22 protein-coding genes and 1 pseudogene are annotated in these 24,838 nt (G+C 60.2%); 5 read left to right on the forward strand and 18 right to left on the reverse strand.

Translation table 11 applies throughout. From position 1 onward, the window contains the following. Positions 1 to 458: 458 nt before the first annotated feature. Positions 459 to 686: pseudogene (locus QCE79_RS21410) on the forward strand (response regulator); the annotation flags it as partial. 108 nt (positions 687 to 794) lie between these two features. Further along, positions 795 to 1,289 (forward strand): two-component system response regulator, encoded by a 495-nt coding sequence (locus QCE79_RS21415; protein ID WP_250468048.1) that lies wholly within the window; start codon positions 795 to 797, stop codon positions 1,287 to 1,289. Positions 1,290 to 1,299: 10 nt separating this feature from the next. On the opposite strand, the gene QCE79_RS21420 is transcribed toward QCE79_RS21415, so the two are convergent. The 9 genes from QCE79_RS21420 to QCE79_RS21460 form a co-directional block, all read right to left on the reverse strand. After that, complete coding sequence (locus QCE79_RS21420) at positions 1,300 to 2,241, reverse strand: diguanylate cyclase domain-containing protein (RefSeq protein WP_309847743.1); 942 nt, start codon at positions 2,239 to 2,241, stop codon at positions 1,300 to 1,302. A gap of 1 nt (position 2,242) precedes the next feature. Further along, positions 2,243 to 6,193, reverse strand: coding sequence for a response regulator (locus tag QCE79_RS21425; protein ID WP_309847746.1), 3,951 nt, complete (start codon positions 6,191 to 6,193; stop codon positions 2,243 to 2,245). Positions 6,194 to 6,473: 280 nt separating this feature from the next. Continuing rightward, positions 6,474 to 7,121 carry a VC0807 family protein gene (locus QCE79_RS21430; RefSeq protein ID WP_309847749.1) on the reverse strand — a complete coding sequence of 216 codons (648 nt, stop codon included), beginning with the start codon at positions 7,119 to 7,121 and terminating at the stop codon, positions 6,474 to 6,476. 71 nt (positions 7,122 to 7,192) lie between these two features. Beyond that, positions 7,193 to 7,861, reverse strand: coding sequence for an RraA family protein (locus QCE79_RS21435; RefSeq protein ID WP_250467980.1), 669 nt, complete (start codon positions 7,859 to 7,861; stop codon positions 7,193 to 7,195). Next, positions 7,858 to 8,898 carry an amidohydrolase family protein gene (locus QCE79_RS21440; RefSeq protein ID WP_309847753.1) on the reverse strand — a complete coding sequence of 347 codons (1,041 nt, stop codon included), beginning with the start codon at positions 8,896 to 8,898 and terminating at the stop codon, positions 7,858 to 7,860. Before QCE79_RS21440 ends, QCE79_RS21435 begins: the two co-directional genes overlap by 4 nt. A gap of 19 nt (positions 8,899 to 8,917) precedes the next feature. Beyond that, entirely contained in the window at positions 8,918 to 10,270 is a 1,353-nt protein-coding gene (locus tag QCE79_RS21445; protein WP_250467982.1) for an MFS transporter, read from the reverse strand. A 137-nt stretch (positions 10,271 to 10,407) separates the two neighbouring features. Then, complete coding sequence (locus QCE79_RS21450; protein ID WP_250510556.1) at positions 10,408 to 11,310, reverse strand: LysR family transcriptional regulator; 903 nt, start codon at positions 11,308 to 11,310, stop codon at positions 10,408 to 10,410. 94 nt (positions 11,311 to 11,404) lie between these two features. Continuing rightward, positions 11,405 to 11,707, reverse strand: coding sequence for a hypothetical protein (locus QCE79_RS21455; protein WP_309847759.1), 303 nt, complete (start codon positions 11,705 to 11,707; stop codon positions 11,405 to 11,407). Between the two features lie 82 nt (positions 11,708 to 11,789). Then, a complete protein-coding gene (locus tag QCE79_RS21460; protein WP_309847762.1) occupies positions 11,790 to 12,671 on the reverse strand; it encodes a LysR substrate-binding domain-containing protein in 882 nt (293 codons plus the stop codon). Between the two features lie 88 nt (positions 12,672 to 12,759). Here QCE79_RS21460 and QCE79_RS21465 point away from each other — a divergent pair, with 88 nt between their 5' ends. After that, positions 12,760 to 13,530, forward strand: coding sequence for a sulfite exporter TauE/SafE family protein (locus tag QCE79_RS21465; protein WP_309847765.1), 771 nt, complete (start codon positions 12,760 to 12,762; stop codon positions 13,528 to 13,530). A gap of 151 nt (positions 13,531 to 13,681) precedes the next feature. Here QCE79_RS21465 and QCE79_RS21470 read toward each other — a convergent pair whose 3' ends face one another. After that, positions 13,682 to 14,185: a hypothetical protein gene (locus QCE79_RS21470; protein WP_244831325.1), complete on the reverse strand. Its 504-nt coding sequence runs from the start codon at positions 14,183 to 14,185 to the stop codon at positions 13,682 to 13,684. 180 nt (positions 14,186 to 14,365) lie between these two features. Further along, on the reverse strand, positions 14,366 to 14,569 hold the full coding sequence (locus tag QCE79_RS21475; RefSeq protein ID WP_008347993.1) for a cold-shock protein: 204 nt from the start codon (positions 14,567 to 14,569) through the stop codon (positions 14,366 to 14,368). Between the two features lie 242 nt (positions 14,570 to 14,811). On the opposite strand from QCE79_RS21475, the gene QCE79_RS21480 reads away from it, so the two are divergent. Further along, positions 14,812 to 15,597, forward strand: a complete 786-nt coding sequence (locus QCE79_RS21480; protein ID WP_309847770.1) for an aldolase — start codon at positions 14,812 to 14,814, stop codon at positions 15,595 to 15,597. A 9-nt stretch (positions 15,598 to 15,606) separates the two neighbouring features. Here QCE79_RS21480 and QCE79_RS21485 read toward each other — a convergent pair whose 3' ends face one another. From QCE79_RS21485 to QCE79_RS21505, 5 genes are all read right to left on the reverse strand, one after another. After that, positions 15,607 to 16,872: an ABC transporter permease gene (locus tag QCE79_RS21485; protein WP_244831327.1), complete on the reverse strand. Its 1,266-nt coding sequence runs from the start codon at positions 16,870 to 16,872 to the stop codon at positions 15,607 to 15,609. 69 nt (positions 16,873 to 16,941) lie between these two features. After that, positions 16,942 to 18,459, reverse strand: coding sequence for a sugar ABC transporter ATP-binding protein (locus QCE79_RS21490; RefSeq protein WP_309847773.1), 1,518 nt, complete (start codon positions 18,457 to 18,459; stop codon positions 16,942 to 16,944). Positions 18,460 to 18,468: 9 nt separating this feature from the next. Further along, complete coding sequence (locus QCE79_RS21495) at positions 18,469 to 19,443, reverse strand: substrate-binding domain-containing protein (protein ID WP_309847776.1); 975 nt, start codon at positions 19,441 to 19,443, stop codon at positions 18,469 to 18,471. A 53-nt stretch (positions 19,444 to 19,496) separates the two neighbouring features. Then, positions 19,497 to 20,567, reverse strand: coding sequence for a LacI family DNA-binding transcriptional regulator (locus QCE79_RS21500; protein WP_309847779.1), 1,071 nt, complete (start codon positions 20,565 to 20,567; stop codon positions 19,497 to 19,499). 95 nt (positions 20,568 to 20,662) lie between these two features. After that, entirely contained in the window at positions 20,663 to 21,247 is a 585-nt protein-coding gene (locus QCE79_RS21505; RefSeq protein ID WP_244831331.1) for a DUF1349 domain-containing protein, read from the reverse strand. Between the two features lie 171 nt (positions 21,248 to 21,418). Here QCE79_RS21505 and QCE79_RS21510 point away from each other — a divergent pair, with 171 nt between their 5' ends. Then, positions 21,419 to 22,816 carry a DUF308 domain-containing protein gene (locus QCE79_RS21510; RefSeq protein ID WP_309847784.1) on the forward strand — a complete coding sequence of 466 codons (1,398 nt, stop codon included), beginning with the start codon at positions 21,419 to 21,421 and terminating at the stop codon, positions 22,814 to 22,816. Positions 22,817 to 22,819: 3 nt separating this feature from the next. Here QCE79_RS21510 and QCE79_RS21515 read toward each other — a convergent pair whose 3' ends face one another. Both QCE79_RS21515 and QCE79_RS21520 read right to left on the reverse strand, forming a co-directional pair. Continuing rightward, positions 22,820 to 23,083 carry a hypothetical protein gene (locus tag QCE79_RS21515; RefSeq protein WP_244831333.1) on the reverse strand — a complete coding sequence of 88 codons (264 nt, stop codon included), beginning with the start codon at positions 23,081 to 23,083 and terminating at the stop codon, positions 22,820 to 22,822. Positions 23,084 to 23,140: 57 nt separating this feature from the next. Then, positions 23,141 to 24,223, reverse strand: coding sequence for a glycosyltransferase family 2 protein (locus tag QCE79_RS21520; protein WP_244831334.1), 1,083 nt, complete (start codon positions 24,221 to 24,223; stop codon positions 23,141 to 23,143). Positions 24,224 to 24,838: the final 615 nt, after the last annotated feature.

Consider the following 24,838-nt stretch of genomic DNA (forward strand, 5'->3'; position numbering starts at 1 on the left):
TTATTCCTAAGAGCTTAAACGCCCCGCAAACGATAACGCGTTTTTGAATGTTTGCATTGATCTGTACAAATCGATTAAAAACGAAAGAGAAGAATTTGCGGATGCGATTTGCGATCTGTGTCTGTACGCTTGCGCACTGCCGATCGGCCCTGTCGGAGCAAGGGCAAACGTTGAAAACACGCCGTACATTTTACTTGCTGGTTTCAGGAACCGCATCGGGTGAACGAATTTTTAGCGCTGGTTTGAGCCTTGGCGGAAATATCGGATAATTTGTATTCTCAAATGAACTCGTCTGCCAGACACCAGAATTTTTGAAGGCAAGGCGTAACGTCGTGGAGTGTGCCCGCCCGATGAATACCAGTCAGAAAATGGATCAGCTCAGCACCCTTGCATCCTCTCGCCAGCCGCGTTTGCTGTTCGTCGAGGACGATCCGGCCATGATTCGCATCGTGGGCGAAATGCTTGCGGAATTTCCTGATCAGCGCTTTGCCATGACAGGGGAAGCGGCCTTGACGCTCGCTCGCCAATCGATCCCCGACCTGATTTTGCTCGACGCGAATCTGCCAAACATGACGGGCTTCGACGTTTGCGAGGTTCTTAAGCGCGACCCTAAGCTTGCACACGTGCCCGTCATCTTCGTGACGAGTCATGACGCGCCCGCGTTAGAGGTCGACGCTTTTCGCATGGGCGCGGCCGACTACGTTATCAAGCCGCTGGTTGCTGCACGACTGCAGGCACGTGTGCGTGCTCAACTGCGCTTGCGCCGCCGAGTCACGGAAGCACGGACGCAAGCTGTGAACGCAGACACAACGCCGCAGGTTCAACGCAAGGCAGCGAGCATCTATGTCGTGGGCATTCTTGCGGACGATACAGCCGATGCGCATCGCGACGCGCTCGAAGCGATCGGCGCGCTGGACATCGTGGCCGATTGCAAAGCCGCGCTGGCTCTTGCAAGCCGCCATGCGCCCGCCGCGATCGTGCTCGATTCACGTTGCTGCGAAAATGGTATCGACGAAACTTTGAGCCAATTGGAAGCCTCGCATCCGCATGTGCCGATAGTCGTACTCGTCGAAGCATGCGATGTCGCAATCGAGCAGCGCACGCTGGATAGCGGTGCGGCGGATGTCATCGCCAAGCCGGCAAAGCCCGCAGTATTGCAGGCTCGCGTGCTCAACGCATTGACGGCGGCGCGCAAAGTCGAAGAGGAAATCAATGCGCTTCGTGAATCGCCGGGCGGCGCGAGCGTGCATTCGTTTCCAGCGGCTTCGCGCGAAGGCCGTGATGCGTGAGCGCTGCGATTTATTTTAAAGGTGCAAGAGCGAAGCGCGCACGTCCGGCGCGCTTTGCTTCGTAAAGAGCGTCGTCTGCGGCCTTGATGAGCACAGCGGAGGTCAGCAGTTCGCGCGATGGCGAAACCGCGGCCACACCCGCCGACAAGGTCACATGCTCATCGACGTCCGAAAGGCGATGCGCAATGGCCAACGCACGCACGGCGTCCAGCATGTTCTGCGCGACCAGTTTGGCACCATCGACATTCGTATTCGGCAAGAGGCACGCGAACTCTTCGCCGCCATAGCGCGCAAGCTTGTCATAGGGCCTGCGCAGACTCTTCCCCAAAGTCTTGGCAATCGTCTTTAAACAAGCATCGCCGGCCTGATGGCCATAGTGATCGTTGAAGCGCTTGAAGTAATCCACATCCAACAGGATCAACGAAAGCGGCGAATTCTCACGTGCGCAATGCCGCCAGTCCGCAAGCAAGTCTTCATCGAACTTGCGTCGATTAGCGACACCGGTAAGACCGTCCAGCAGGGCGCTTGCGCGCAAGCGGTCGCCTTGCAGCTTGAGCGTCAGATGCGTGCGCACGCGTGCTCGCGTGATGACAGGATTGATCGGCTTAGTGATGAAATCAACGGCGCCGAGTTCGAGCGCTTTGACTTCGTCGTCTTCGTGATCCTGCGAGGTGATGAAGATGATGGGTGTATCGCGCGTCAACGGATCGGACTTGAGGCGGCGGCATACTTCGTGTCCGTCGAGATCGTCCATCACGACATCGAGCAGAATCAAATCGGGCAGTTCGTTTTGCGCGACTTGAATAGCTTGCGCGCCGCTCGTCGCCATGAAGATGTCGCACGTGTCGCGAAAGAGTTCATACAGCACGCGAATATTGACAGGCTGATCGTCCGCGATTACAAGCTTGGGACGACGGTGCACATGCATGAGCCATTGCTCAAGCTCTTCCATATCAGTTTTGCTCCAGCATGTCGCGCGCAAGTCTTGATGCGCGCTCAAAGTCGAGAGCGCGTACACGCGCAAGCAATTGTTCGAAGGCAACGCGCTGGTCATCCGGCGCTTGCGGCCACAAACTCTCGGACATTGCAATCGCTTGAAGATTCGATGAATCGAGCAACGCAACAATGTCGTTGAGGCGCGCGCGCCAGTCTTCGTCGGCAAGAGGCTGTATTTGCGGCTTCTCTTGCGTACTTGCATGCCTTTGCGGGAATGCCTGCGTGAGGCGCTCGACGCTCGTTGCAAGCAACTGCTGCATGCGCGCGAGTTGTGCGTCGATGGAGGCGAGCGCGCGCGCCGTATCGTCCGAGGCTTTGAGATCGTTTTCGAGCCGCGCAGCGAGCTTCGCCAATGCCGATGCGCCAACAGTGCCCGCGCTACCCTTAAGCGTATGCAGTACCGATGCCACGCCCTGAACATCGCGCGCGGCAAGCCGTGCAACAAGCCGCGTCAAATGCTTGGCGGTCTGTGGTCCAAAGCCATCAATCGCGTTACGAATCAGATCATGATTGCCGCCGAATCGCGCGAGCAGCGACGCGGATGGCTCGACGATGTCATCGTCTTCCGCATGACTCGATGCCGCGTCTTCCACGACGGCTCGTGCACTGAGCACTGCCACCAGCCGCTCGACATCGATCGGCTTGCCGACGTGATCGTTCATGCCCGCAGCGAGACAGGTGTCGCGATCCGCATTCGATGCATTCGCCGTCATCGCGATGATCGGCAACGCGCCGAAGCGGCCATCCGCACGTATCAGTCGGGTGGCTTCGAGTCCATCGAGGTCGGGCATCTGCACGTCCATCAGAACGGCGTCGAAGCGCGCGTTGCCCTGGAGCACGGCATGCACGCCTTCACGTCCGCTTTCCGCAAGCGTCACGGTGGCGCCTTCCGCTCGCAACAAACCTTCCGCGACTTGCCGGTTGAGCGCATTGTCTTCGACTACGAGCAGTTCGAGTCCGGCGAGACGCCGCTTGCGCGGCGCGCTTGCCGGGACAGGCAGTGCCTCTTTGTCGTTTGCATTCGATCTTGCCACGCGAATCGCGGCGACGAGTTGCTTGGGCGTGACCGGCTTGGTCAAAAAGCCGGCGAAGGGCGGCGCGCCGCCTTCTTGCGTTTCCCTCAGCACTTCGCGTCCGAAAGCGGTGACGAGCAACACGAGCGGCGGCGCGGCGCGGCCTTTCATCGTGTGGATCAGGCGTGCGGCATTCAAACCGTCGAGCCCTGGCATGCGCCAATCCATCAGGGCGATGTCGTAAGGCTGGTTGTCGCGTGCCGCATCGCCGATGCGTTCCACGGCTTCGATGCCGCTCTCGACCACATCGGCGTGCCATCCCAGCGAGCGCACCGTGCGCAACAGGATTTCGCCCGCGATGGGGTTGTCGTCGGCGATCAGGAGGCGCACCGGATGATCGAAGTCGATGTCATCCGTTTGTATTTTGTGTACCGCTGATTGAATGCCGAATTCAATATCGAACCAGAAGCGGCTGCCCACGCCCACTTCGCTCTCTACCTGCAGTTCGCCGCCCATCATCGCGACGAGCCGTTTGCAGATCACGAGTCCGAGCCCGGAGCCGCCGAAACGGCGTGTAGTCGATGCTTCCGCTTGCGTGAAGCCTTCGAAAATGCGTTCGAGCTGAAGCGCGCTGATGCCGATGCCGCTATCGCTAACCGCCACGCGCACGCGCACCGACGCGTCTTTGACCGCTTCGATGCCGTGCACGCTCACGACGATCTGCCCGGCCGTCGTGAACTTGAGCGCGTTGCCCGCAAGGTTGATGAGCACCTGCTGCAGGCGAAAGCCGTCGCCCAAGAGCGTGTCGGGCAATTCCGGGTCGAGGTCGAACAGTACTTCCACGTCCTTCGTGCCTTGATTACCGGAGAGTACGACGCCGAGTTCTTCCATCAGCTTTTCAGGCTCGAACGGATGACTGTCGAGTTGCAGCTTGCCTGCTTCGATCTTCGAATAATCGAGAATGTCGTTGAGCAGGTTGAGGAGCGACTTGGCCGCGGTTTCGGCTTTGCTCACGTAGTCTTGCTGACGACGATTGAGCGAAGTCAGTTGCACCAGATGCAGCATGCCGAGGACCGCATTCATCGGCGTACGGATCTCGTGGCTCATGTTGGCGAGGAAGGTGGATTTGGCCGCGCTCGCTGCATCGGCCTGTTCCTTCGCGTGACGCAGGTGGTATTCGAGTTCGTATTGATCGGTGACGTCGTAATTCACGCCGGTCATCGAGACGGCGCGGCCGCTCGCATCGCGTTGAATGCGCAGTCCGCTCTGAATGCGCCGGATCGCGCCATTCGCCAGAACGATGCGAAAGGGCGGCATGACGACAGGCGCTCCGTCGATGGCCGCCTGCAGACTTTGCAGCGTCGCGTCGCGATCGTCAGGGTGGATGCGCTGCTGCCAGTGCTCGATATTCAATCCATGGTCGAGTAGTTCGGGCGGATAGCCGTAAATCTCGAACATGCGCGGCGTCCAGTGCAGCCGCCCGGTAACGATGTCCCAAGACCAGATACCGAGTTCGGCGATATCGGCCGCGAGCAACAGTTGGTCGCGCGCATCGGCGAGTTCACTGCGTTCCTTCTTTTGCCGCGAGATGTCCGTAATGACGCATACAAAATGCAAAGCGCCATCTAGTTGCATCGCGCCCGTGGAGACATGAGCGGGGAACGACGTGCCGTCCTTGCGAAGCCCGGCGAGTTCGCCATTCGCCGTGGGCACGCCGGTGCCCGTAGTGAATTGCGTTATGTATTCGTTATACGTTTCGAGCCAGGCCGGCGGCACGAGCAGGCGGATGTTCTGTCCGATCAGTTCGCTCGCGGCATAGCCGAAGACCTTCTCTCCCGCCGTGTTGAACGAGCGAATCGCGCCGCGTTCGTCGACGGTGATGATCGGGTTGATCGCCGTATCGAGTACGGTGCGGGTAGTGGCAAGACTGCGCGCGAGCTCCTGCTCGATCTTGATGCGGCTCGTAATCTGCCGCACGATCTTGAAGCCGAACAGCGCGAGCGCAAGTGCCAGCAATGCGGTGACCGCCGCGTGCCAAAGCGTGTCGCGCCACCACGGCGCGATGATCTCGTCGCGTGAGAGCGCCGCCGCCACGAAAAGCGGGTAATCCTCGAGCTCGCGGTAACTGTTCAGACGCGTGACGCCATCCTGCGACGAACTGGTTATGAAGCTTCCTGAGCGGCTATCGGCGCGATGCATGCGAAAGAGCGTCGTGTCGACCATGCTCTTACCGACGAAACGGTCCTCGAACGGTCGGCGCACGATCATCGCGCCGTCATTCGAAACCAGCGCCGCCGCGCCGCCCTGGCCGAGGTCGAGACTGTCGTAGAAGCGCGAGAAGAAGGCCACGTCGATGGTGGCGAGCGCCACGCCGGCGAAGCTGCCGTCGGGCGCATCGATGCGCCGCGATATCGGCACGATCCACTTGCCGGACGAGCGGCTCTTCACCGGCAAGCCGATATGCGGCCCGCGCCCGGTGTGCGTGCGATGGTATTCAAAATACTCGCGGTCGGCATTGTTGAAACGTTGGCTGAGCGCCGGGCGCGAGTTGACGAGCCACGCGCCGTTTTTGTCGTAGATGAAAAGACCGTTGAGTTGAGGCAACTGTTCGACCCGCGTCACGAGCGAGCGATGCAGCCGTTCGAGCGCGGCCGGTTCGGTGCCTTCCTGCTCGACACGTTCGACCATGCCAATGAGCGTGGTATCGGCTTCCTTGAAGGTGTCGTTTGCATGCTGCGCCATGGCGCGCGCGAGGTTGGCCGTGGCCGTGGTCATTTCTTCGAGCTGCACGCGCCGTGCGGCAACGCTGCGCCACACGTCGGTGCCGATCAGCAGGACACAGACGGCCACGATGAAGGCCGTCATCCTGAAAGTGAGGGATTGGCGACTGGACACGCCGGAATCTCCGTTTAAGCGAGTGCCAATGGCGCAGGCCGGGGTTCTGTTCTGAACGCTGCCGTATCTTATCGTGCCATTTCGGAGGAGACCGTCGAGGGGCGGGCCTGGCGTGTACGGGGTCGTGCGCGGTTATCCGACATGTTTACGGCAGCCACAGGAAAAATCTTGATGGCGGTTTGTCCGGGTATCGGTAAAAAGAAGGAATCGTGTTTTGCATGCAGCATGCACGGTGCCGACATGCTGCATGCGGCATGCAAAATTCCAGGCGCGAGCACGTTCAGCCAAGCAAGCCATCCCGCGACGGATCGCCTCCGCGCTGCCGGTTGACGAGTCGTCCCCGAAACCAGAACGTCCATGCGAGCAGACCGCCATAGATTGCGTAGCTGATGAAAGGCGAGACGACGAGGTAGCGTTCGACGGGCCAGTTCCACGCTAACCAGAACCGCAACGCCGTTTCGATGGACAGTCCAACGCCCCAGACGAGCGTCATGAGTCGCAATGAGTCGCGCAGCGCTGCGCTGTCGCGCCAGTAACTCTCGAAACGTACGGCGCCGCCTTTCTGTTGGCGAGCGACGGTCGCGCGCGCGAGATAGAAGATCAGTGGACGCTCGAACAGCATCGACACGAGAAATACGACGCCCGTCGCGCCCGACGCAAGCGATTCGCGCACGAGCAGGATGCGCGGACTACCGCCGAGCGCGAGCAAAACGATAGAGAGAGCAATGCCGAACAGCACCAGCGCGGAGACAGCATCGACGCGCCGTGAGCGCGTGAACTCGAATAGGCTCCATGCAAGTGGTGGCGCGGCGGACGCATAGAGCGCGCCGACGTTACCCCAATGCGGCAGGGCGAGGCGATATGCAACCCACGGCAGCAGCAGGTTGGCGACGAGTTCCAGTGCCAGTGCAGGTTTGATCTTTTTCATGGACTCATGACGTGACGCCTTCGCGATGAGGCGGCCTTGAGCCCGAGTATAGAAGATCGCGACCGGCTGTTTCAGCCCTTCATCGACCGTTCGAGTTGCGCGGCAATCCAGCTTCGGTCGAACGTGCCTTCAGCGATGGATCGCAAAGCCTGTGCTTCTTTTTGCTCGGTCTGACGCGCGCGCTCGATCACATCGGCTGCATCGGCTTGTGCGATGGCGAGCACGCCGTCTTCATCGCCGACGATGATATCGCCCGGATACACGACCATGCCGCCCACCGTCACCGGCACGTTGATCTCACCGGGTCCGTTCTTATAAGGCCCACGATGCGTCACGCCGCGTGCATACACCGGAAAATCGCGCGAACGCAATGAAGCGACATCGCGGATCGCGCCGTCGATGACGAGGCCCACAATGCCGATGCTCTCTGCATAGCTCGACATGATGTCGCCCATCAACGCTTGCGTGAGTTCTCCGCCGCCGTCGATCACGAGGACGTCGCCGGGGCGGCAAAAGTCGAACGCGCGATGAATCATCAGATTGTCGCCGGGCCGCGTGCGCACCGTGACAGCCGTGCCCGCCAGCGTGTTTGGCCGATGATAAGGCGTGAGTCCTATCGTGCCCGAACTGCGAGCCATGCTGTCGGAGAGAAGCGATACCGCAAGCGACTTCAATGCCGCGAGCACTTCGGGACTTGCCTGCGCAGCAGATTCATTCTGCCGCCATCCGGGGGCGTTCATTGCGAGACTCCTTGCCGTGAGCTTTGACGTGCGATTTGTGAATCGAGACGCGCATAAACAATGCGCGCGTTGTGCTCGAAGATACGCTGCCGGTCTTCATCCGCGAGCCATGTAATGCCGTCGATATAGCGGCGCGTATCGTCGTAGTGATGACCCGTTTCTGGATCGATACCCTGCACCGCGCCGATCGTCTCCGAAGCGAAAAGGATGTTCTTCGCCGGAATGACCTTGGCAAGCAACTCGGCGCCAGGCTGGTGATAAACGCAGGTATCGAAGAACACGTTGTTGAGCAAATGCTCATCGAGACGCGGCTGCTTCATGTCTTGCGCCAGCCCGCGATAACGTCCCCAGTGATACGGCACCGCGCCGCCGCCGTGCGGAATGATGAACTTCAGCGTCGGAAAGTCCTTGAAGAGATTACCCGCCAGCAACTGCATGAACACCGAGGTATCGCCGTTGATGTAGTGCGCGCCCGTCGCATGAAAGTTGGGATTGCACGATGACGACACGTGGATCATCGCAGGCACGTCGAGTTCGACGAGCGCTTCGTAGAGCGGATACCAGTGGCGGTCGGTCATCGGCAAACCGGACCAGTGGCCGCCCGAAGGATCGGGATTGAGATTGCAGCCGATGAAGCCCATCTCTTCGACACAGCGTCGCAACTCGGCAAGGCAATTTGCAGGATCGACGCCCCGTGCTTGAGGCAACTGACATACGCCGATGAATTGCCGCGGGAACAGCGACACCACGCGATGAATGAGGTCGTTGCATTCCTTCGACCATGCTTCGTTGGCGCTTGCATCGCCGAGATGGTGGCCCATGCCGGCCGCACGCGGCGAGAAGATCGTGAGGTCTATACCGCGTCCGCCCTGCACGCGTAATTGCCCGTTTTGGATGGTCTCGCGTATTTGGTCGTCGCTGATCGATGGACGAGGCGGCACGGGCACGCCGTCCTTCAGCGCGGCGATCTGCTTCGTACGCCAGGCTTCGTGTTCTGGCGGTGACGTGGTGTAGTGACCGTGACAATCGATGATCATGGAATGAGTCTCGCGATGTTTAAAGCGTTTGTTGGGCGCGGCGAGGCGTGGTACTGGCTTCGTCTTCTGGCGGACGTACACGCATCACGAGCGCGATGATCGTCGCGACCACGAGAAACGCGGCGATGGTGACGAGCGCGAACTTGAAGCTGCCCGTTGCGTTGCGCACGAGCCCTATGCTCCACGGTCCCACGAGACCGCCAAACTGCGCGATGGTATTGATGAGCGCAATGGTCGCCGCGCCTGCCGCACCCGTGCGAAACGAGGCAGCAAGACTCCAGAACAACGGATTGCCCGCATAGATGAAGAGGCCAGTCACGCACAGAAGCGCATAAGCAATGATCGGCGAGGGCGCATAAGCGCTCCCTGCAATAGCGATGGCGCTCATGCCATAGACGAAGGCCAGATGCTTCTTGCGGTCGCCCGTGCGGTCAGAACTGCGGCTGATGAGAAAGGTGCCGAGCACGCCGAAGAGCGGAGGTGCAGCAGAAAGAAAGCCCACTTCGATATTCGACAGATGGCCGAGGCTCTTCACGATTTGCGGCAGCCAAAGAAAGAGTCCATAGATGCCAACGAGCGCGCAGCCAAAGAGACATGCAAGGCTCCACACGCGAATATCGGCGGCTACACGCCACATCGAAACATGACCGCTGCCACCAAGCGCCGCGCGTTCCGTTTCGAGCGTGCCTTCGAGCCAGTGCTTTTCTTCAGCGGTGAGCCAGTCGGCATCGGCGGGACGTTCCTGCATCACGCGCAACGTGATGATGCCGAGAAGAATGGCGGGCACGCCTTCGCAAATGAACATCCACTGCCAGCCTTGCAGACCGAGAATGTCGTTGCCGTAGGTCATGAGCGTCGTCGAGATCGGTCCACCCAGCACCGCTGAAAACGAGCCTGCGATGATATAGCCGCCCACTGCACGCGCCCGATAACGTTCGGGGAACCACTTGGTCAAATACACGGCGACGCCCGGCAAAAAACCTGCTTCCATCACGCCGAGCAGAAAACGTACGGTGTAGAAGGTCGTATCGTTGAAGACGAACGCAGTGGCCGCCGCGACCGCGCCCCATGTGATCAGAATACGTGCAAGCCAGCGTCGCGCGCCGACCTTATGCAGGAGCAAGTTGCTTGGCACTTCGAGCAGCATGTAGCCGACGAAGAACACGCTGCCCGCAAAGCCGAAAACCGCTGGACTGAAGTTCAGCGCGCGATTCATATCGAGCGCTGCAAAGCCGATGTTGATGCGGTCGAGATAGTTGAAGAACATCATCGCGAAGAGCAACGGCATCAGGCGGCGATACACCTTGGCCATGGTCGCTTTCGCTATAGGGGAGTCGCTCGTGGCTATTGCTGCGTTCGTTGGCTGAATCATGTCGTCTCCATGCCGCGCTTGCTCGATGCAGGCGTCTTTGCAATCCGCGCTCCTGTTTGCAGAACGCAAGGGACATGATAGGGACGTGAGCCGTCCTCCGTCCAACACGGATTGCGCATGCTTCTATGCGTTTTAGCTTATAGCGCGCTGTCAGCGTGAGCTTCGTTCGGCAGGCAAGCGAGAAACGCTTGCAGATGCGGCGAGCTGTCATCTTCACGAAAGCTCGCTGTCAACGATGTGATCTGACTCGCGCCCGGTCCCGTGAGATGCTTGCAGACGACGTCGGCGCGCCCATGCCGCGCCACCGATTCACCGACATACGTTACGCCAAGGCCCGCGGCCACGAGTGCAATCGCGGTCTGTATCTCGTAGGCTTCATGTCCGACAATGGGCGTGATGCCGGCGTCGCGATAGAGCGTGGCGATGAAGCGCGGAAACTGCGCAGCCGGATGCTTCGGATAGACAATGAGCGGCGATGTCGCGAGGTCATCCACGCGCACGCTATCACGTTCGGCGAACGCATGATCGACGGGCAGAACCGCCATCACGCGCTCATGCAGCAGGATGCGTCTCGTGCAGCCAGGACGTTCGGGTGCTTGTCTGCCAATGCCGATATGAATGCGTGCATCGCGCAGTGCATCGGCTTGCTCCTCGGTGAGCATCTCGAAGAGCTTGAGTTCGACTTTCGGATAAGCCGCATGGAAGGCCTTCAACGCGGGCGGCAAGACGCTGTACATCGCCGAACGCGTAAAGCCGACGGAGAGCCAGCCATGCGTGCCGGCATCGATCGCCCGCACGCCTTGCGTCGCTTGTTCGCAATGGTCGAGAATTTGGCGCGCTTCGGTATAAAAATAACTGCCCGCTTCGGTAAGCCGCAAGGGACGGCTTCCACGATCGACGAGCTGACTGCCAAGGCGTTCCTCTAGCGCGCGAATCTGCTGGCTTAACGCAGGCTGCGCGATATGCAAACGCTCGGCCGCGCGGCTGAAGTTCAGTTCTTCAGCCAGCACGATGAAGCATTGCAGTCCCCGTAGATTCATTGCAAAAAGGCTCCCCAGGCTCCCGCTTCCGATTGATGGCATCGCTCATGATAAAGGGGAGCCGCATTGAGGGCCCGGGAAATGTGCCTTGCAATTATCTGGACGGCGGCGTGCCACCCGTACCCGGCAGAACATGTGGTCCGCCTGTGACAGGAGTGGGCGTATTAGCGGTATTTGCCGCGTTTGCGGCATTCGCGGAATTCGCTTGCCCGTTCGAGTATCCCGGCGACGACTTCGGCTGCTTCGGCTGAAGCGACTGATTGATAACGCCGATCTGCCCGAGCTTCTGCGCCGCGCGATTGTCGGCCTGCGCGGCTGTGGTGACGGCAAGGCTTGCCGTGCCGACGACAAACGCCATTGCAATGCGCCATGGCATACCGTTGCGATGATTTCTCATGATGACCTCCTTCAAGCGGCTGTCTGCAAGAATCAGACAACCTACTGCTAGCATGCGCAAGGATTGCGCCCAGCATGATGCATTACGTATGCAACATCAGTTGCTGCGCGAGAAGTGACGCGTGCGGCGTGAGCGCATCGAAGGCGCGTGCGCACAGATGCAGGCGCCGCGTTGCCCACGGTTCGGAAAGCGGCACGACGGCAAGACCCGGCCTTCGAACGAGCTCTGCGGATGCTTGCGACAGAATCGCCAAGCCAATGCCCGCTTCCACTAGCGTCGCCACGTTGTCGATACTGCGCATATGAATGCGGTATTCAAGCTGGCGTCCGAGCCGCGACGCGCGTTCGGCAAGATGCATTTCGAGCGCGGCATCGGTAAGACCGACAAATGCATCGCCGACAATCTCCGCAAAGGCCACTGCGTGCTCATTCGCCATGCGATGCGCACGGTTCATCATCACCACAAGCTGATCTTCCGCCACGAGATGCGTCTGCAGATTGCCGAGGTCCGTGAAGTCCGCGACGATGCCTAAATCCGCACGTCCTTCCGCTACGGCTTGCACGATTTCGGCGCTAGGCCGTTCATCGAGATCGATGGAGAGATCGGGATAAGCCGCAAGGAAGCGCGCAAGCCGCGGCGGCAGAAACGCCGCGAGCGCAGCGGTATTCGACAGCAACCTGATGCGTCCTTTGAGACCTGTTGCATAAGTGCGCAACTCGCCGCGCATCTGCTCGACTTGAGCAAGGATCATCCGTGCATGGCGCGCGAAGGCATCGCCTGCGGCAGTGGTCTGCACGCCGCGTCGATTGCGTTCGAAGAGTGACGCGCCGAGCGCGGACTCCATGCCCGCGATGCGCTCACTCGCCGATGCCAGCGCGAGATGCATGGCCTGTGCGCCCGCCGTAATGCTGCCACGCTCGATCACGGTCAGAAATAGCCGCATGTCGGTCAGGTCGAAGCGCATGTTTGTCTCCGGTCGCTTCGGTTGAGCCGAAGTCTCGCATTGGAAAAGCCAGATTGTATGCGCGCTCACGCGACGCTAGCATCGGGCGATGGAACCTCTTCTCATCGTCATCGGTGCGGGCTTTCTGGCGGGAGCGATGAACGCGCTTGCCGGTGGCGGCTCGTTCGTCAGTCTGCCCGCCCTGATCGCCGCGGGCTTGCCACCGGTTCAGGCGAATGCGTCGTCCACGGTCGCGCTGTTTCCAGGCGGCCTGGTGAGCGCGTGGGCCTATCGCGATGGCCTCGCGCCAGTCGGCTCGGTCGCGATCCGCAAGATGCTCGTCGTGACGCTTATCGGCGGCTTGGCGGGCGCGGCGCTCTTGCTCTGTACCTCATCCAGAACCTTTTCGTTTGTCCTGCCGTGGCTCTTGTTGTGCGCGAGCCTTGCGCTGGCATTCGGCCGCAAATTCGGTGAGGTATTGCGGCAGCGGTTTCGTATCGGCGCGGGTGCGGTGTTGTCGATTCAATTCGTGCTTGGCGTTTATGGTGGCTACTTTGGCGGCGCAGTGGGGATCATGATGATGGCTGTGTGGGGCCTTTTCGACTCGCGCGACCTCAAAAGCCTCAACGCGCCACGCACTTTGCTCGTGAGTGCGGCGAATTCGGTCGCGGTGCTGACCTTCGCGGCGGCACAAGCGGTGCGTTGGCCGGAAACGATCGCGATGCTCGTCGCTGCCATTGCAGGTGGATACGGCGGCGCGCAAGTGGGACGCCGCGCGCCGCCCGCTGTGATTCGCGCCGGTACGATGCTGGTGAGCGCTGGCATCACGATCGCATTCTTTATACGAACGTACGGCCCGATGTTGGCGCATCGGGCCTGATGCGTCCGTTTACTCGATGGGAGAGCCGCCATGATCGATGCCTTGCTCGAAACCCTCGGTGCGCTTTCGGTGCTGGCCAGCGTGGCGGCAAAAATCGCGTGGGCGGGTGACGCGCGCGCGCACGCTCTGCAATCAGCGCCGTCAAAGCCGCTCAATGCCCGCCAGTTTGAAGCGGCGGCAGGCCGAGCGGTTTCTTCGCGGCTTCATAGGCACGCACGAAGCGCGGATCGTCGCCGAGTTCGCGCGCCATCCACTTCGACAAATCCGTGCCGCAGGCGGGGTTCGCCATGTCGGTGAAGCAGGCACCGTTCGCGGGCATCATGCTTGCGGCCCAATAGAAGCTGAACAGCGTCTGCTTCTCGGCCGGTTCCATGCCGATGGCATTCGGATCGGCGCCCGACAGCCAACGGTCGAGCTTCGCTTCGAGTGTGGCTTCCGTGTCCTGCTTATCGTAAGAAAACACATATCCGCCGCCTGCCTGCGCGGTATGGAAGTCGTTCATGACGATTGCATTGACGAAGCGCGCGGCGCGAGCGTTTGGCACATAGCCTTCGGCGTAGGCGCTTGCGGTCAAAAACCACAGCAGCGCGAGCAATGCATTTGTTGTGTACCGCGTCGATACGCGGCCGATTTGTCGATTGCTTCGCGAGTTCACGCAAGTAACGAAGATGGATTTTTGGGCAGGTGAGGCGAACTTCCAAGGCTCGCGTCGGCTGGCGCTGATTCTACTGAGTTATTAAGAAAACTGACGGCGACGCGCCTAAGATTTTGTGGCGTTTCCAATGAAAAACGGCCCCGAAGGGCCGTTCCTGCGCTAAGGCGAGATCAGCAGCTATTACAGCGGCTGGATCGTCGAAGCTTGCTTGCCCTTAGGGCCTTGCTTGACTTCGAAGCTCACCTTCTGGTTCTCCTGGAGCGACTTGAAACCCTTTGACTGGATTTCGGAGAAATGTGCAAACAGGTCTTCGCCGCCGTCATCCGGCGTGATGAAACCAAAACCCTTTGCATCGTTGAACCACTTAACAGTACCTGTTGCCATTTGTCCAAACCCTATTGAGACAAGTTACGTTGAAAATGCGCCCTTAATTTCGAGCGGCATAGATTTTTACCACGCCGAAGAGTTTTTTTCCAATACGCGTTTTTGCTAAGGTTATGGTCATACGCGCTTCATAACGGGCGATTTTTCCTGATCGCCCTTCGAATACGGATCAATTTGCCGATGTTGCTTAAGGAACTGCCGTTTTTATAGGCAGAAAACGTTCAGACAGAAGACCACACGCAATGGCTCATACGCTTGTCACCGGTACAGCCGCTTTAGCGTCTGCGCATCGGCTCGATGCACCCGCTATCGCCGAAGCTCGCTGCGAACTCGCGGCGTGTTTCCGCTTAGCCGCGCTGCATGGGCTGGAGGAGGGCGTATGCAATCATTTTTCCGCGACAGTGCCAGGGCACGACGACCTTTTTCTGGTTAATCCCTATGGTTATGCCTTTAGCGAGATCACGGCGTCGCATCTGCTGATCTGCGACTTCGACGGCAACGTGATCGAAGGTGAAGGCCAGCCCGAGGCAACTGCATTCTTTATTCATGCGAGGCTGCATCGGCTGATGCCGCGCGTGAAGGCCGCATTCCACACACATATGCCGAGCGCGACCGCGCTCTGCCTGCTCGAAGGGCCCCCGCTCCTGTGGCTTGGGCAGACGGCGCTGAAGTTCTACGGCCGCACGGCCGTGGATGAGCACTACAACGGCCTCGCGCTCGATGCAACGGAGGGCGACCGTATCGCGGCGGCAATGGGCAACGCGGACATACTCTTCCTCAAGAATCATGGCGTGATGGTGGCGGGCGCGAGCATCGCCGAGGCCTGGGACGATCTCTACTACCTCGAGCGCGCGGCCGAAGTGCAGCTCCGTGCGATGAACACGCAGCGCCCGATCAAGCCCGTGCCGCATGAGGTAGCGCAGGCCGCCTACGAGCAAATGCGCGCGGGCGATGCGCAGAGCGCGCGGGCGCATCTGGCGAGCGGCATGCGGCAGTTGCGGGCGCGGGGTATCGCGTTCGACATCTGAGCGCAGTATTCAAGACCGGCGCACGAGGCGCTTAAGCCAGCCGCGCCGCCGCCCGACGTCGGTCTGTTGTAAAAATACCGCGATCACGATAATCAAGCCCTTCAGCACAAGCTGCGTGTTGCTGTCGATGCTATTGAGCAGAAGGATATTGCTCAAAAAGCCGAAGATCAGCACGCCCGCCACGGTGCCCGAGACGCGTCCTACGCCGCCGGAAAGACTCGTCCCGCCTATCACCACGGCGGCGATTGCATCCAGTTCCCAGCCCATTCCGGCATCGGCCTTGCCCTGTCGATACTGCGCTGCATACAAAACGCCAACGAGCGCCGAGAGCATGCCCGAGATGGCATACGCCGCCATCTTGTGGCGTCCCACGTTCAGGCCGGAGACGACGGCGCACTTCTCGTTGCCGCCGATTGCATACAGATACTTGCCGAAGATCGTGCGATTCATCACGAAGCCGACGACCAGCGCGATCGCCAAAAAAAACAGCGCGGGCACGGGAACGATGTCGAAGAGCAGCGCGCGCAGCGCTTCGATATCGGTGGTGGCGTTGCTGCCGCTGTAAATCGAATACACGGCGGTATCCTGCCCGGCGATAAGCCGCGCCGCGCCTAGCACACCGACCATCGCGGCGAGCGTGACGATGAACGGCTGCATGCGGCCGCGCGTGATAATCCAGCCATTGAGCGCGCCGAGCGTGAAGCCCGCAAGCGGCACGATCCAGAGCACGGCTATAAGCGGCATGCGATGCCCGCCATGTAACGCAATATAGGCGCATGCAAAAGCCGCCACGACGAGCGCTATGCCGAGGTCCATCGTGAGCGGTGCCTGCGTGGCGGGCGCGCCGCGAGCACGCCTGAAGCCGCGGACGACGTTCATCGCGGCGAGCGCGATCGCAAAGACCGCGATTGCATTCAAAATTATGGATGCCGACACCGCGCGATTCCAGGCGTCCGTGGTGAGCAGCATGGCCGTGAGCACGCTGCCGAGACCCATGATCGCGCCCACCGAGAGATCGATTCCCGCCGTGATGATGACGAGCGTCATGCCGATGGAAATCACGCCTACGTTCGCCACCTGGCGAAACACGTCGGAGATGTTCGCGCTGGACAAAAAGATATTGCTGCCATCGGCCGCGTGAGGCGACGTGAACGCACCGACCACGAGCAACACAATCAAACCGAGGTAATACTTGAGGTAAGTCAGCAATGCGCTCAGGCGCCGCTGGCGCGCGGTGGTCACCGGCTCGGCGATTTGGTCCCGGGCGTGCAGCATGGTGTCCTTCTCCGTTTTGCATGTTGCGTTTTGCATTCGGCATCCCAGCATTTGGCATTCAAAATGCCGTCAGGGCGACGCCATCCTGACGAGTGCATCGACTGAAAATTGCTCGCGCGGCAAAATTCCGCGAGCGCGTCCTTCGCACATGACGAGAATGCGGTCGCTAAGCAGCATGAGTTCGTCGATCTCCGAACTCGCCACGATCACCGTGACGCCTTCGCGCGCGGCGGCGAGAATCTGGCGATAGATCTCGGCTTTCGCTGCTACATCGACGCCACGCGTCGGTTCATCGAGCAAAAGAAGACGCGGCTTCGTCATCAGCCATTTACCGATGATGAGCTTCTGCTGATTGCCGCCCGACAAGGTGCTCGCATCCTGCGCGAGACTGCGATGCTTGACGTTCGAAGCGTGCGCCTGCGCATCGGCCCATGCATGTAGCTTGCCGCGTCGATAAAACGGAAAGCCCGGTGCGCGCGAAAGCGAGGGCAACAGCAGGTTCGCCTCGAGCGACTGATCGAGCACGAGGCCGTCTTTCTTGCGGTCTTCGGTGACGAAGGCCAGCCCCGCCGCGGCCGCGCGATCGGGTGAATCGAATGCATGAGCATGACCGGCTGCGCGTATCTCTCCATTGCGACGATACGGCGACACACCGAAGATCGCTTCCAGTATCTCGGTCTTGCCCGCGCCGAGCAGCCCCGAGATGCCGAACACCTCGCCTTCCTGCACCGCGAACGACACGTCCGCCACGAGCGCGCGAGCCGTATTCCAGAGCGTCAGGTTGCACACATCGAGGGCGCACGCGCGCTCACGCGGCGCTTCGGCTTCGCTGCGCTCGGGCGGCGCGAAGTCCTTGCCGATCATCGTCGAGACCAGCGCCGCCGACGATTCGACCTGTGGCATCTGCAAGGTCGCGATGCGCCGGCCATCGCGCAATACGGTCACTCGATCCGCCACCGCGAATACTTCGCCAAGCCGATGGCTGGTCAGCACGATACCCATGCCGCGCTCGCGCAGATCGCGTGTGAGGGTGAGCAGCGCCTGCGTCTCGGTATCGGATAGCGCGGACGTGGGCTCGTCCATGATGAGCACGCGAGCATCGGCAAGCAAAGCCTTCGCAATCTCGACGAGTTGTTTCTCGCCTACACGCAGCGTGCCCACGAGCGCACTCGGCGGCACACGAAAGCCGAGTTGCGCGAGGACCTTAGTTGCCGCCGCATGCATCGCGCGCCGATCCGGAAAGCCGAAACGTGTACGCAGTTCCTTGCCAAGAAAGATGTTGTCGACCGCCGACAAGGTGTCGACCAGATTCAATTCCTGATGAATGATGGCGACGCCCGCGAGCGCCGCATCGTTCACGCTAACAAGACGCGTTGCTTCGCCGCGCACGCGGATGCTGCCCGCGTCCGGCGTATAGAGGCCGCCCAGGATCTTCATCAAGCTCGACTTGCCCGCGCCATTTTCGCCGACGAGCGCGTGTATCTCGCCCGCCGCGACATCGAAGTCGACGCCCGACAGCGCGGCGCTGCCGTTAAAGGATATCGACAGGCCTTCGGCTTCGATGAGCGGCGTGGCTACGGTGGCCATCGATCGAACTCAGTGAGTGGCGATATATTGCTTCGCGTTGTCCTTGAAGATGCCTTGCGTCGGCAACGTAAGCTTCTTTTCCACCTTCTCGCCTTTCAGCACCTTGAGCGATTGACGGATGCCTTCCGCGCCTGGCGTCGGATACATGAAGGTGCCCGCGAGCAGGCCTTGTTCGACCCATGTCGCGCCTTCTTGCGGCAAGCCGTCGATGCCCACGAACTTGATGTTCTTCTCGCGTCCCGCATCCTTCGCGGCGAGATATGCGCCGTAGGCCATCGGGTCGTTATGCGCATAGACCACGTCGATCTTCGGCTGCACGCGCAACACGGTCTTCATGTAGTCGTAGGCCTTGTCCTGCTTCCAGTCGCAATCCACGCGTTCGCCCACGCGCTTGATGCCTTTCTCCGGCGCGATGGCCTTGTCCGCGCCATCGTGACGATCGTGCGCGGGCTGCGCACCGAAGCCGCCCCATATCTCGACGAGATTGCCTTGCGCCTTGCCAGACCCGCCCATCACCTTGACGATGAAGTTGCCCGCTTCCTGACCGATCTGTACGTTGTCGCCACCGATGAACTCCGTGTATTGATCGCCGTTCACTTCGCGGTCCAGCACGAACACGGGAATGCCCGCCTTGAAGGCTTTTTCGACGACGCCCGTCAGCCCCGCGGACTCCTTGGGCGAAATGAAGATCGCGTCCATCTTCTGCGCGATGAAGTTCTCCATGTCGGCGTTTTGCTTATCGGTACGGTCCCCCGCGTCGGCAATGATGAGTTCGACTTCCGGATGCTTTGCCGCTTCGGCTCGCATGTCCTTGTTGAACTGCACGCGCCACGGCTCGACGGTCGTGACCTGAGAAAAGCCGAAACGGTACTTCTTCTGCTGCGCGAATGCGGTTTGCGTGAAGAGTGCGGAGAACGTTCCCACTGCGCCGGCAAGCGGTATAGCGAGAAGACTTGCGGTAACGATGCGTCGTTTGTTGTCCATTTTGTCTCTCTCCTTCGTCTTATGGTTGCGGGCCCTGCATGGCGAATAAAACGTTATAGCGTGGCGGATTTGCGCGTTCGCTTTCGAGCGGCTTGATCGATGGCTTTCATCGGAGGCGCCGTGCTTTCACGCACGAGCAGATCGGCCTTCATGCGCAGATGCACATGCTCGCCGGTTTCACCTTGCAACTGCTTGTGGAGCAACTGCCAGATCGCACGCCCCACAGCTTCTACCGGCTGATGTATCGAACTGATACGCGGATGAAGCACCGACATCCACGGGGCGTCGTCGAGAGAGAGCAAGGAAATCTCTCCAGGCAGGCGCAATTCGGCATCGCGTATGGCACGCAGTGCGCCAAGCGTGGCCACGTTCGCACCAGTGAAAAGCGCGGTAGGGCGCTCGCTTGCAGACAAGAGCCCGAGCGTTGCCGCGTGGCTTTCCGTATCCGTCATGCCGCATACCACCACGCGCGCATGTCGCGTAAGACCGGCGCGTTTCATGGCGTCGAGATAGCCGTCCGCGCGTTCGCGACTATTCACGAGATCGAGCGCATTGACGATGAATGTAATGCGCCGATGCCCGAGCGCGATGAGATGTTCCGTGCCATCGCTCGCGGCGCGGCGACTGTCCGTCGTCACCGTGTTCGCCGGAAAGCTGTTGTCCACGCGGTCCGCCATCACGAGCGGCACGTCGCACTCGCGCAATTCGTCGATGGCATGTGCATAGCCATGACACGGAATGATGATCATGCCCGCCACCTGACGCGACAACACGAAACGTATGCGCTCGGCCTCGCGCTCGGGGTCTTCCTGCGCATGCGCGAGCAGCAGCCGATAACCGCTTGCCAGCGCATGATCCTCCACCACGCATAGCAGTTCGATAAAGAACGAGTTCGTGAGATCCGGCACGACGAAGCCGATGGACGTCGAACGATTGCTGCGCAATTCCGCCGCAAGACTGTTGCGCCGATAACCCAGCGCTCGCGCCGCTTCCCATACTTGCTGCCGTCGCAGTTCGCTTACGCCTTCGGCGCCTGCCAGCACTTTCGACGCCGTGCCAAGCGAGACGCCCGCCGCGCTGGCGACGTCCTTCAAGGTGCTGGCAGTCTTTTTACGTGAGTCCACGAGTGCTTTTGCCGTCTTCTTTTGAAACGTTTCAGAATTCTAGAAAGCGTTCGCAAACGGGGCAAGTGAGTACTTGTACGGAGCACGCTACCGCGCTACAGAGAGGTATCGTGCAGGTCCTTTACGATAGGCGGCCCGATCTTGAAGTCGGAGAAGCGCACGGTGAGGCCGCCGCGCTCGGGCGTGCAACACATGGGTCCGACGAGCCAGTGCGGCGACGCGGTAGTCGACGCGAAGGGCGCGATACGCATGAGGGTCCAATGACGCTCGTCCGCGCTGCACTGCATCTTGAGCACGCCATCGGCGACGGTCATGCGCAGCCTGAAGCGATTGCCGCTGGCGGGCGAACCAAGCGACCAGTCGGAGAAATCATTGGTCAGCACGGTGCTGAAGGTGAGCGCGCCGTCGTTGTACTCCGCGCCTGCCTTGACCCAGCGCTCGGCGCTCTCGCGCACCATCAGGCCCGCTTGATCGTAGAGCGCGGAGAAATCGCCATCGACGGTGACTTCGGCGCTGAAGTCACCGTTCGCGCTCGCGGCGAAAACATGGCCGTTGTCGCGGATGAAACCGTAGTGCGTCTTGCGCCAGAAGTCCGTGCTGGCGTCCGTGGTGACGAACAGCGTACCGTCTTCAATGCGCCATTGCGCGGGCTCGTTGATCCACTGACATTGGTCGAACATGGCAGCCTCGCTACATGGAAAGGGCGTTGGCAGTATGGCACATCGTTCATGCCGAATCGAATGGTCGTACTTAACGAAGCGGACAGTGCGATTTCATTTAAGGCCCGCACTGCACTAACATGAATGCGCGAGGCTTCTCTGCGCTCATGCAACGACACGAAAGGCAAATCCATGGTCAAGTTAATGATGATCCTGCTGGGCGTGGACTATTTGCGCGGACGCTGGCGCAGTCTGATGGTGACAGGATGGCTGCTGCTTGTCGTTGGCTTGGGCATATTCATCGATGCACTCGACGGTTCGCTCGGCTTTCCGATCCCACTCGTTGGCTGGTTGTTGTTGATCGAAGGCGCGCTGACGCTTGCGGTTGCATGGGCCGGCGTCGGCGGGCAACGCAGGTTGCGCTATTCGAAGGGTATCGTGTTCGTCCTTGCGGCCGTGCTGGTGCTTCAGGGGCCACGTCATCACGCGAACTTCATTCTTTCGTTGTTCATTGGCGCGGCCTTTCTCTCGGATGGCCTCTTGCAAGCCGCATCCGCTGTTGTCGTGCGATATCGACGTTGGCGTGTGGCGCTTGGTTTTGCGATCTTCGAGATATTGCTGGCGGTCTTCGTCATTCAACCGTACCCGACGCATTACAAGAGCACCGTGGTGTATTGCGTGGGCGTGCTCTTCATGTTCGCAGGTTGGAATCTCGTGATGATCGCGTCGCGCGTACGCAAGCTGAACAGCAATCCGGCAGTCTGGGGCGATGCAAGCGCCGAGGCCGCGAGCGCAGCGAGCGATACGAAAGACGGTACGCCAGTCGTCTTGCCGGCAAGCGAATGGGACGGGCCGCCCGCGGACAACGAGCCCGCATTGACCGTGCATGTGTGGACGCCCGTGGGTACATCGAAGGGGGAGGTGCAACGGCATCTGATCGTCGACCGGTACATTGCGGCGGTGGATCGCAATGGCGTTATATCGACGGGACATGCCGCGCTCGAATCGCCTGAAGGCGTATATGTGAGCCTCTATCCGGCAGTCGAGATCGACCGCTCGCCCGATGACTTTGCGCGCCTCTTGCGTGCCACGAGCGATAACGACGTGCCAGGCGTGTTTCAGCCGAGCTACCCGATCGAGTCGAAGACATGGTGTCCTTCGACCACGCGAGTGCGCATTCGCAATTACGATCCAACGCGGCTAGCGCGCTTCTGGGGCACGTATCGCGAGGACACGACGTACAACCTCACGCATCGCAATTGTTCGAGTAGCGTGTCGCGCGCACTGGAGGCGGCGCTCGAAGGGGCGGCTGGGCGGCTCTATGGCGCGCGGGCGGGCTGGGGCGCGCTGTTTCGTATGCTGGTGACGCCCGAACTATGGGTGGCCGCGCAGATCCGAAAGCGTGCAGTGACGATGGCCTGGACTCCTGGCCTCACGCTCGACTATGCGCGTGCGCTTAGCATGGTTGCCGATCCACGTCCGTATGGCTGGCTCAAGGTGGCGCGCATGGCGATAGCGAAGATGCGGCAATCGCGGCGTCAATGGCGGCATGAAGGCTCTTCGTCGATGGACCCGCCTGCAAACGCCTGAGATTCAAGCGCCTTCGTCGAGATCGTCTGCGGCCTTGCGTTCGCGTCGCGCTTCGTTGGCGCGGCGTGCACGCAGTCGCTGCTTCGACAGCTGCGTAATGACCTCGCCCGTGCTCGCGCCGGCCGGAATTTCGTTGCGAATGACCTTGGGCACCATGGGCAGACCCAGGCGCTGGCGGCGCAGGGCACGCGCGATGAACGTGCGACAGGTCTGTCCATGGCAGTCCCACTCATCGCGAATTCGCTCGCAGTAAGGACATTTTTCCATGCAAACAGTTTACCGCGAAACGCAAAGCGCTTCGCGGGCGGGCCTGGGCGCGTGTTTCTAGCCGCTAAACTGATTCGTCGGACTATGCCGGCGCTCGCGCTGATGATGGTCGAGACTGCGGCGCAGCATCTTCTTCAGCAGGCCTTTGATGAAGTAGATCGAGCGATCGGCGCGCACGTTGAAATCGAACGGCTTGAGTGCTACGACTTCGCGACCGTTGCGTTCCGAGAGCTTGGCGCGAGTTCTGCGATGATCCACCGCCATTGCCGCCAGTGTCTCCGATGCCGCCTTGAATTGTCCGCGATCCACCCGCGCGCACACATGACATGCGCGATGAAACGCCTTGTCGAAGATCGTGAGCCAGTAATCGTCCATCTCGCCGCCGTCGCAACGCGCGAGCGCTTCGAGCCCGTTCGTGCGGAGGTCCTTCATGTCGGTGAGTGTCGCTTTCTGCGTGATGCTCCCAAAACGTCGGCGATAACCGATCAGCGGGTCTGCAATGCGATAGATACTGCTTGCGCGAAGGTACATGGACGGCACGACCGCCATGTCTTCGTAGTGCCGGCCCACTGGGAACTGCGTGCCGTTGAACATGTCCGTGCGATAGATACGCGCCCAGACGAAGGTATGGAAGCCGTCCGCGAAGTGCTGAAGCGCGGCGCGGTTCATCGCGTGACCGCCGCTTGCGTGATGCATGACGAGATCGATGCCGTCGATATGGCGGCCGTCGTCGTCGATAATCTTCACGTTGTATTCAACGAGGTCCCACACGCGTTCCTTGAGTGCGGGAATCACGCTGCTCGAAAAATTCTCGAGATAGATGTCGTCGCCGTCGAGGAAGCCGACGTAGGGCGTTCGCACTGCCGCAAGCCCGGTATTGCGTGCCGCGCTCAGACCGCCATTGCGCTGCTTGATGAGCTGAATATGACGGCCGCCATCGCGCTCCACGATCGCTTCCGCGGCCGCATAGGTCTCGTCGCGAGAACCGTCGTCCACCACGATGATGCGCATGGCGTCGATATGGGGCTGCGACAGTAGGGACTCGAGTGCTTCCTCGATGTATCCCTCGATGTTGTACGCCGCGACCACGATGGTCAGTAGCGGTTCTGTGTCTCGCAAAGAGTCACTTTCAAACGGCATATCGGATGCTCCGTCGGATGAAGGGGCTCAGGGGCGTGCCAGTGCATGCCAATGCGCTGGCCTGATTACGCGGTCTCCTTCTGGCGGCCGGCGTGTCGATTTGCACGCCTGTTTGGCCGGACTGCCGATGCTCATTAGCTTCGGCTTGCTGTGCGTGATGCGAAGAGCAATCGCAGTAGATCAGATTGATTGAAGCAGGTTCCCGCAAGCTGTGATTGTCGGCTTGGGCAGAGAGGAAGGCCCAAGTTTCGGACCGGGTTCTGCTGCATATTACCGGGTCAAAAAAACAATGTAATGACAATGACATGTCGGTTAGTCGACGCAGCGACTCCAACAGACTTGCGATGCATTCTTCAAAGAAGCTGCAGCGATTACCTGTCGGTTTTGTTCAGGCGCTTTAGCGCTAGTCATCTCATTCGTTTGCAATGTCATCGATGTTTGTCCTTCATATTGCTGCGCTCCGTGCGCTTAAGCACATCAAAATATAAGTTGATGCGTCTATGAAACGCGTATGCGCCCATGCGATACCGCTTGTTTAAGTAACCTAAAGCAGATTGAAAGATTCGGCGCTTGGCGAACGCTCTGAGAAGCTCACTAAGCATGACCTCTTCAGCA

This window comes from Caballeronia sp. LZ003 (assembly GCF_031451465.1).
GTDB lineage: Bacteria > Pseudomonadota > Gammaproteobacteria > Burkholderiales > Burkholderiaceae > Caballeronia.

Coding starts and splice junctions, on each gene's coding strand:
- QCE79_RS21520 (WP_244831334.1), bottom strand. CDS start 24,223: ATGCCGTTTGAAAGTGACTCTTTGCGAGACACAGAACCGCTACTGACC.
- QCE79_RS21485 (WP_244831327.1), bottom strand. CDS start 16,872: ATGCTGCACGCCCGGGACCAAATCGCCGAGCCGGTGACCACCGCGCGC.
- QCE79_RS21435 (WP_250467980.1), bottom strand. CDS start 7,861: ATGAACGCCCCCGGATGGCGGCAGAATGAATCTGCTGCGCAGGCAAGT.
- QCE79_RS21445 (WP_250467982.1), bottom strand. CDS start 10,270: ATGATTCAGCCAACGAACGCAGCAATAGCCACGAGCGACTCCCCTATA.
- QCE79_RS21430 (WP_309847749.1), bottom strand. CDS start 7,121: ATGAAAAAGATCAAACCTGCACTGGCACTGGAACTCGTCGCCAACCTG.
- QCE79_RS21475 (WP_008347993.1), bottom strand. CDS start 14,569: ATGGCAACAGGTACTGTTAAGTGGTTCAACGATGCAAAGGGTTTTGGT.
- QCE79_RS21455 (WP_309847759.1), bottom strand. CDS start 11,707: ATGAGAAATCATCGCAACGGTATGCCATGGCGCATTGCAATGGCGTTT.
- QCE79_RS21490 (WP_309847773.1), bottom strand. CDS start 18,459: ATGGCCACCGTAGCCACGCCGCTCATCGAAGCCGAAGGCCTGTCGATA.
- QCE79_RS21515 (WP_244831333.1), bottom strand. CDS start 23,083: ATGGAAAAATGTCCTTACTGCGAGCGAATTCGCGATGAGTGGGACTGC.
- QCE79_RS21510 (WP_309847784.1), top strand. CDS start 21,419: ATGGTCAAGTTAATGATGATCCTGCTGGGCGTGGACTATTTGCGCGGA.
- QCE79_RS21465 (WP_309847765.1), top strand. CDS start 12,760: ATGGAACCTCTTCTCATCGTCATCGGTGCGGGCTTTCTGGCGGGAGCG.
- QCE79_RS21440 (WP_309847753.1), bottom strand. CDS start 8,898: ATGATCATCGATTGTCACGGTCACTACACCACGTCACCGCCAGAACAC.
- QCE79_RS21495 (WP_309847776.1), bottom strand. CDS start 19,443: ATGGACAACAAACGACGCATCGTTACCGCAAGTCTTCTCGCTATACCG.
- QCE79_RS21460 (WP_309847762.1), bottom strand. CDS start 12,671: ATGCGCTTCGACCTGACCGACATGCGGCTATTTCTGACCGTGATCGAG.
- QCE79_RS21450 (WP_250510556.1), bottom strand. CDS start 11,310: ATGAATCTACGGGGACTGCAATGCTTCATCGTGCTGGCTGAAGAACTG.
- QCE79_RS21505 (WP_244831331.1), bottom strand. CDS start 21,247: ATGTTCGACCAATGTCAGTGGATCAACGAGCCCGCGCAATGGCGCATT.
- QCE79_RS21420 (WP_309847743.1), bottom strand. CDS start 2,241: ATGGAAGAGCTTGAGCAATGGCTCATGCATGTGCACCGTCGTCCCAAG.
- QCE79_RS21480 (WP_309847770.1), top strand. CDS start 14,812: ATGGCTCATACGCTTGTCACCGGTACAGCCGCTTTAGCGTCTGCGCAT.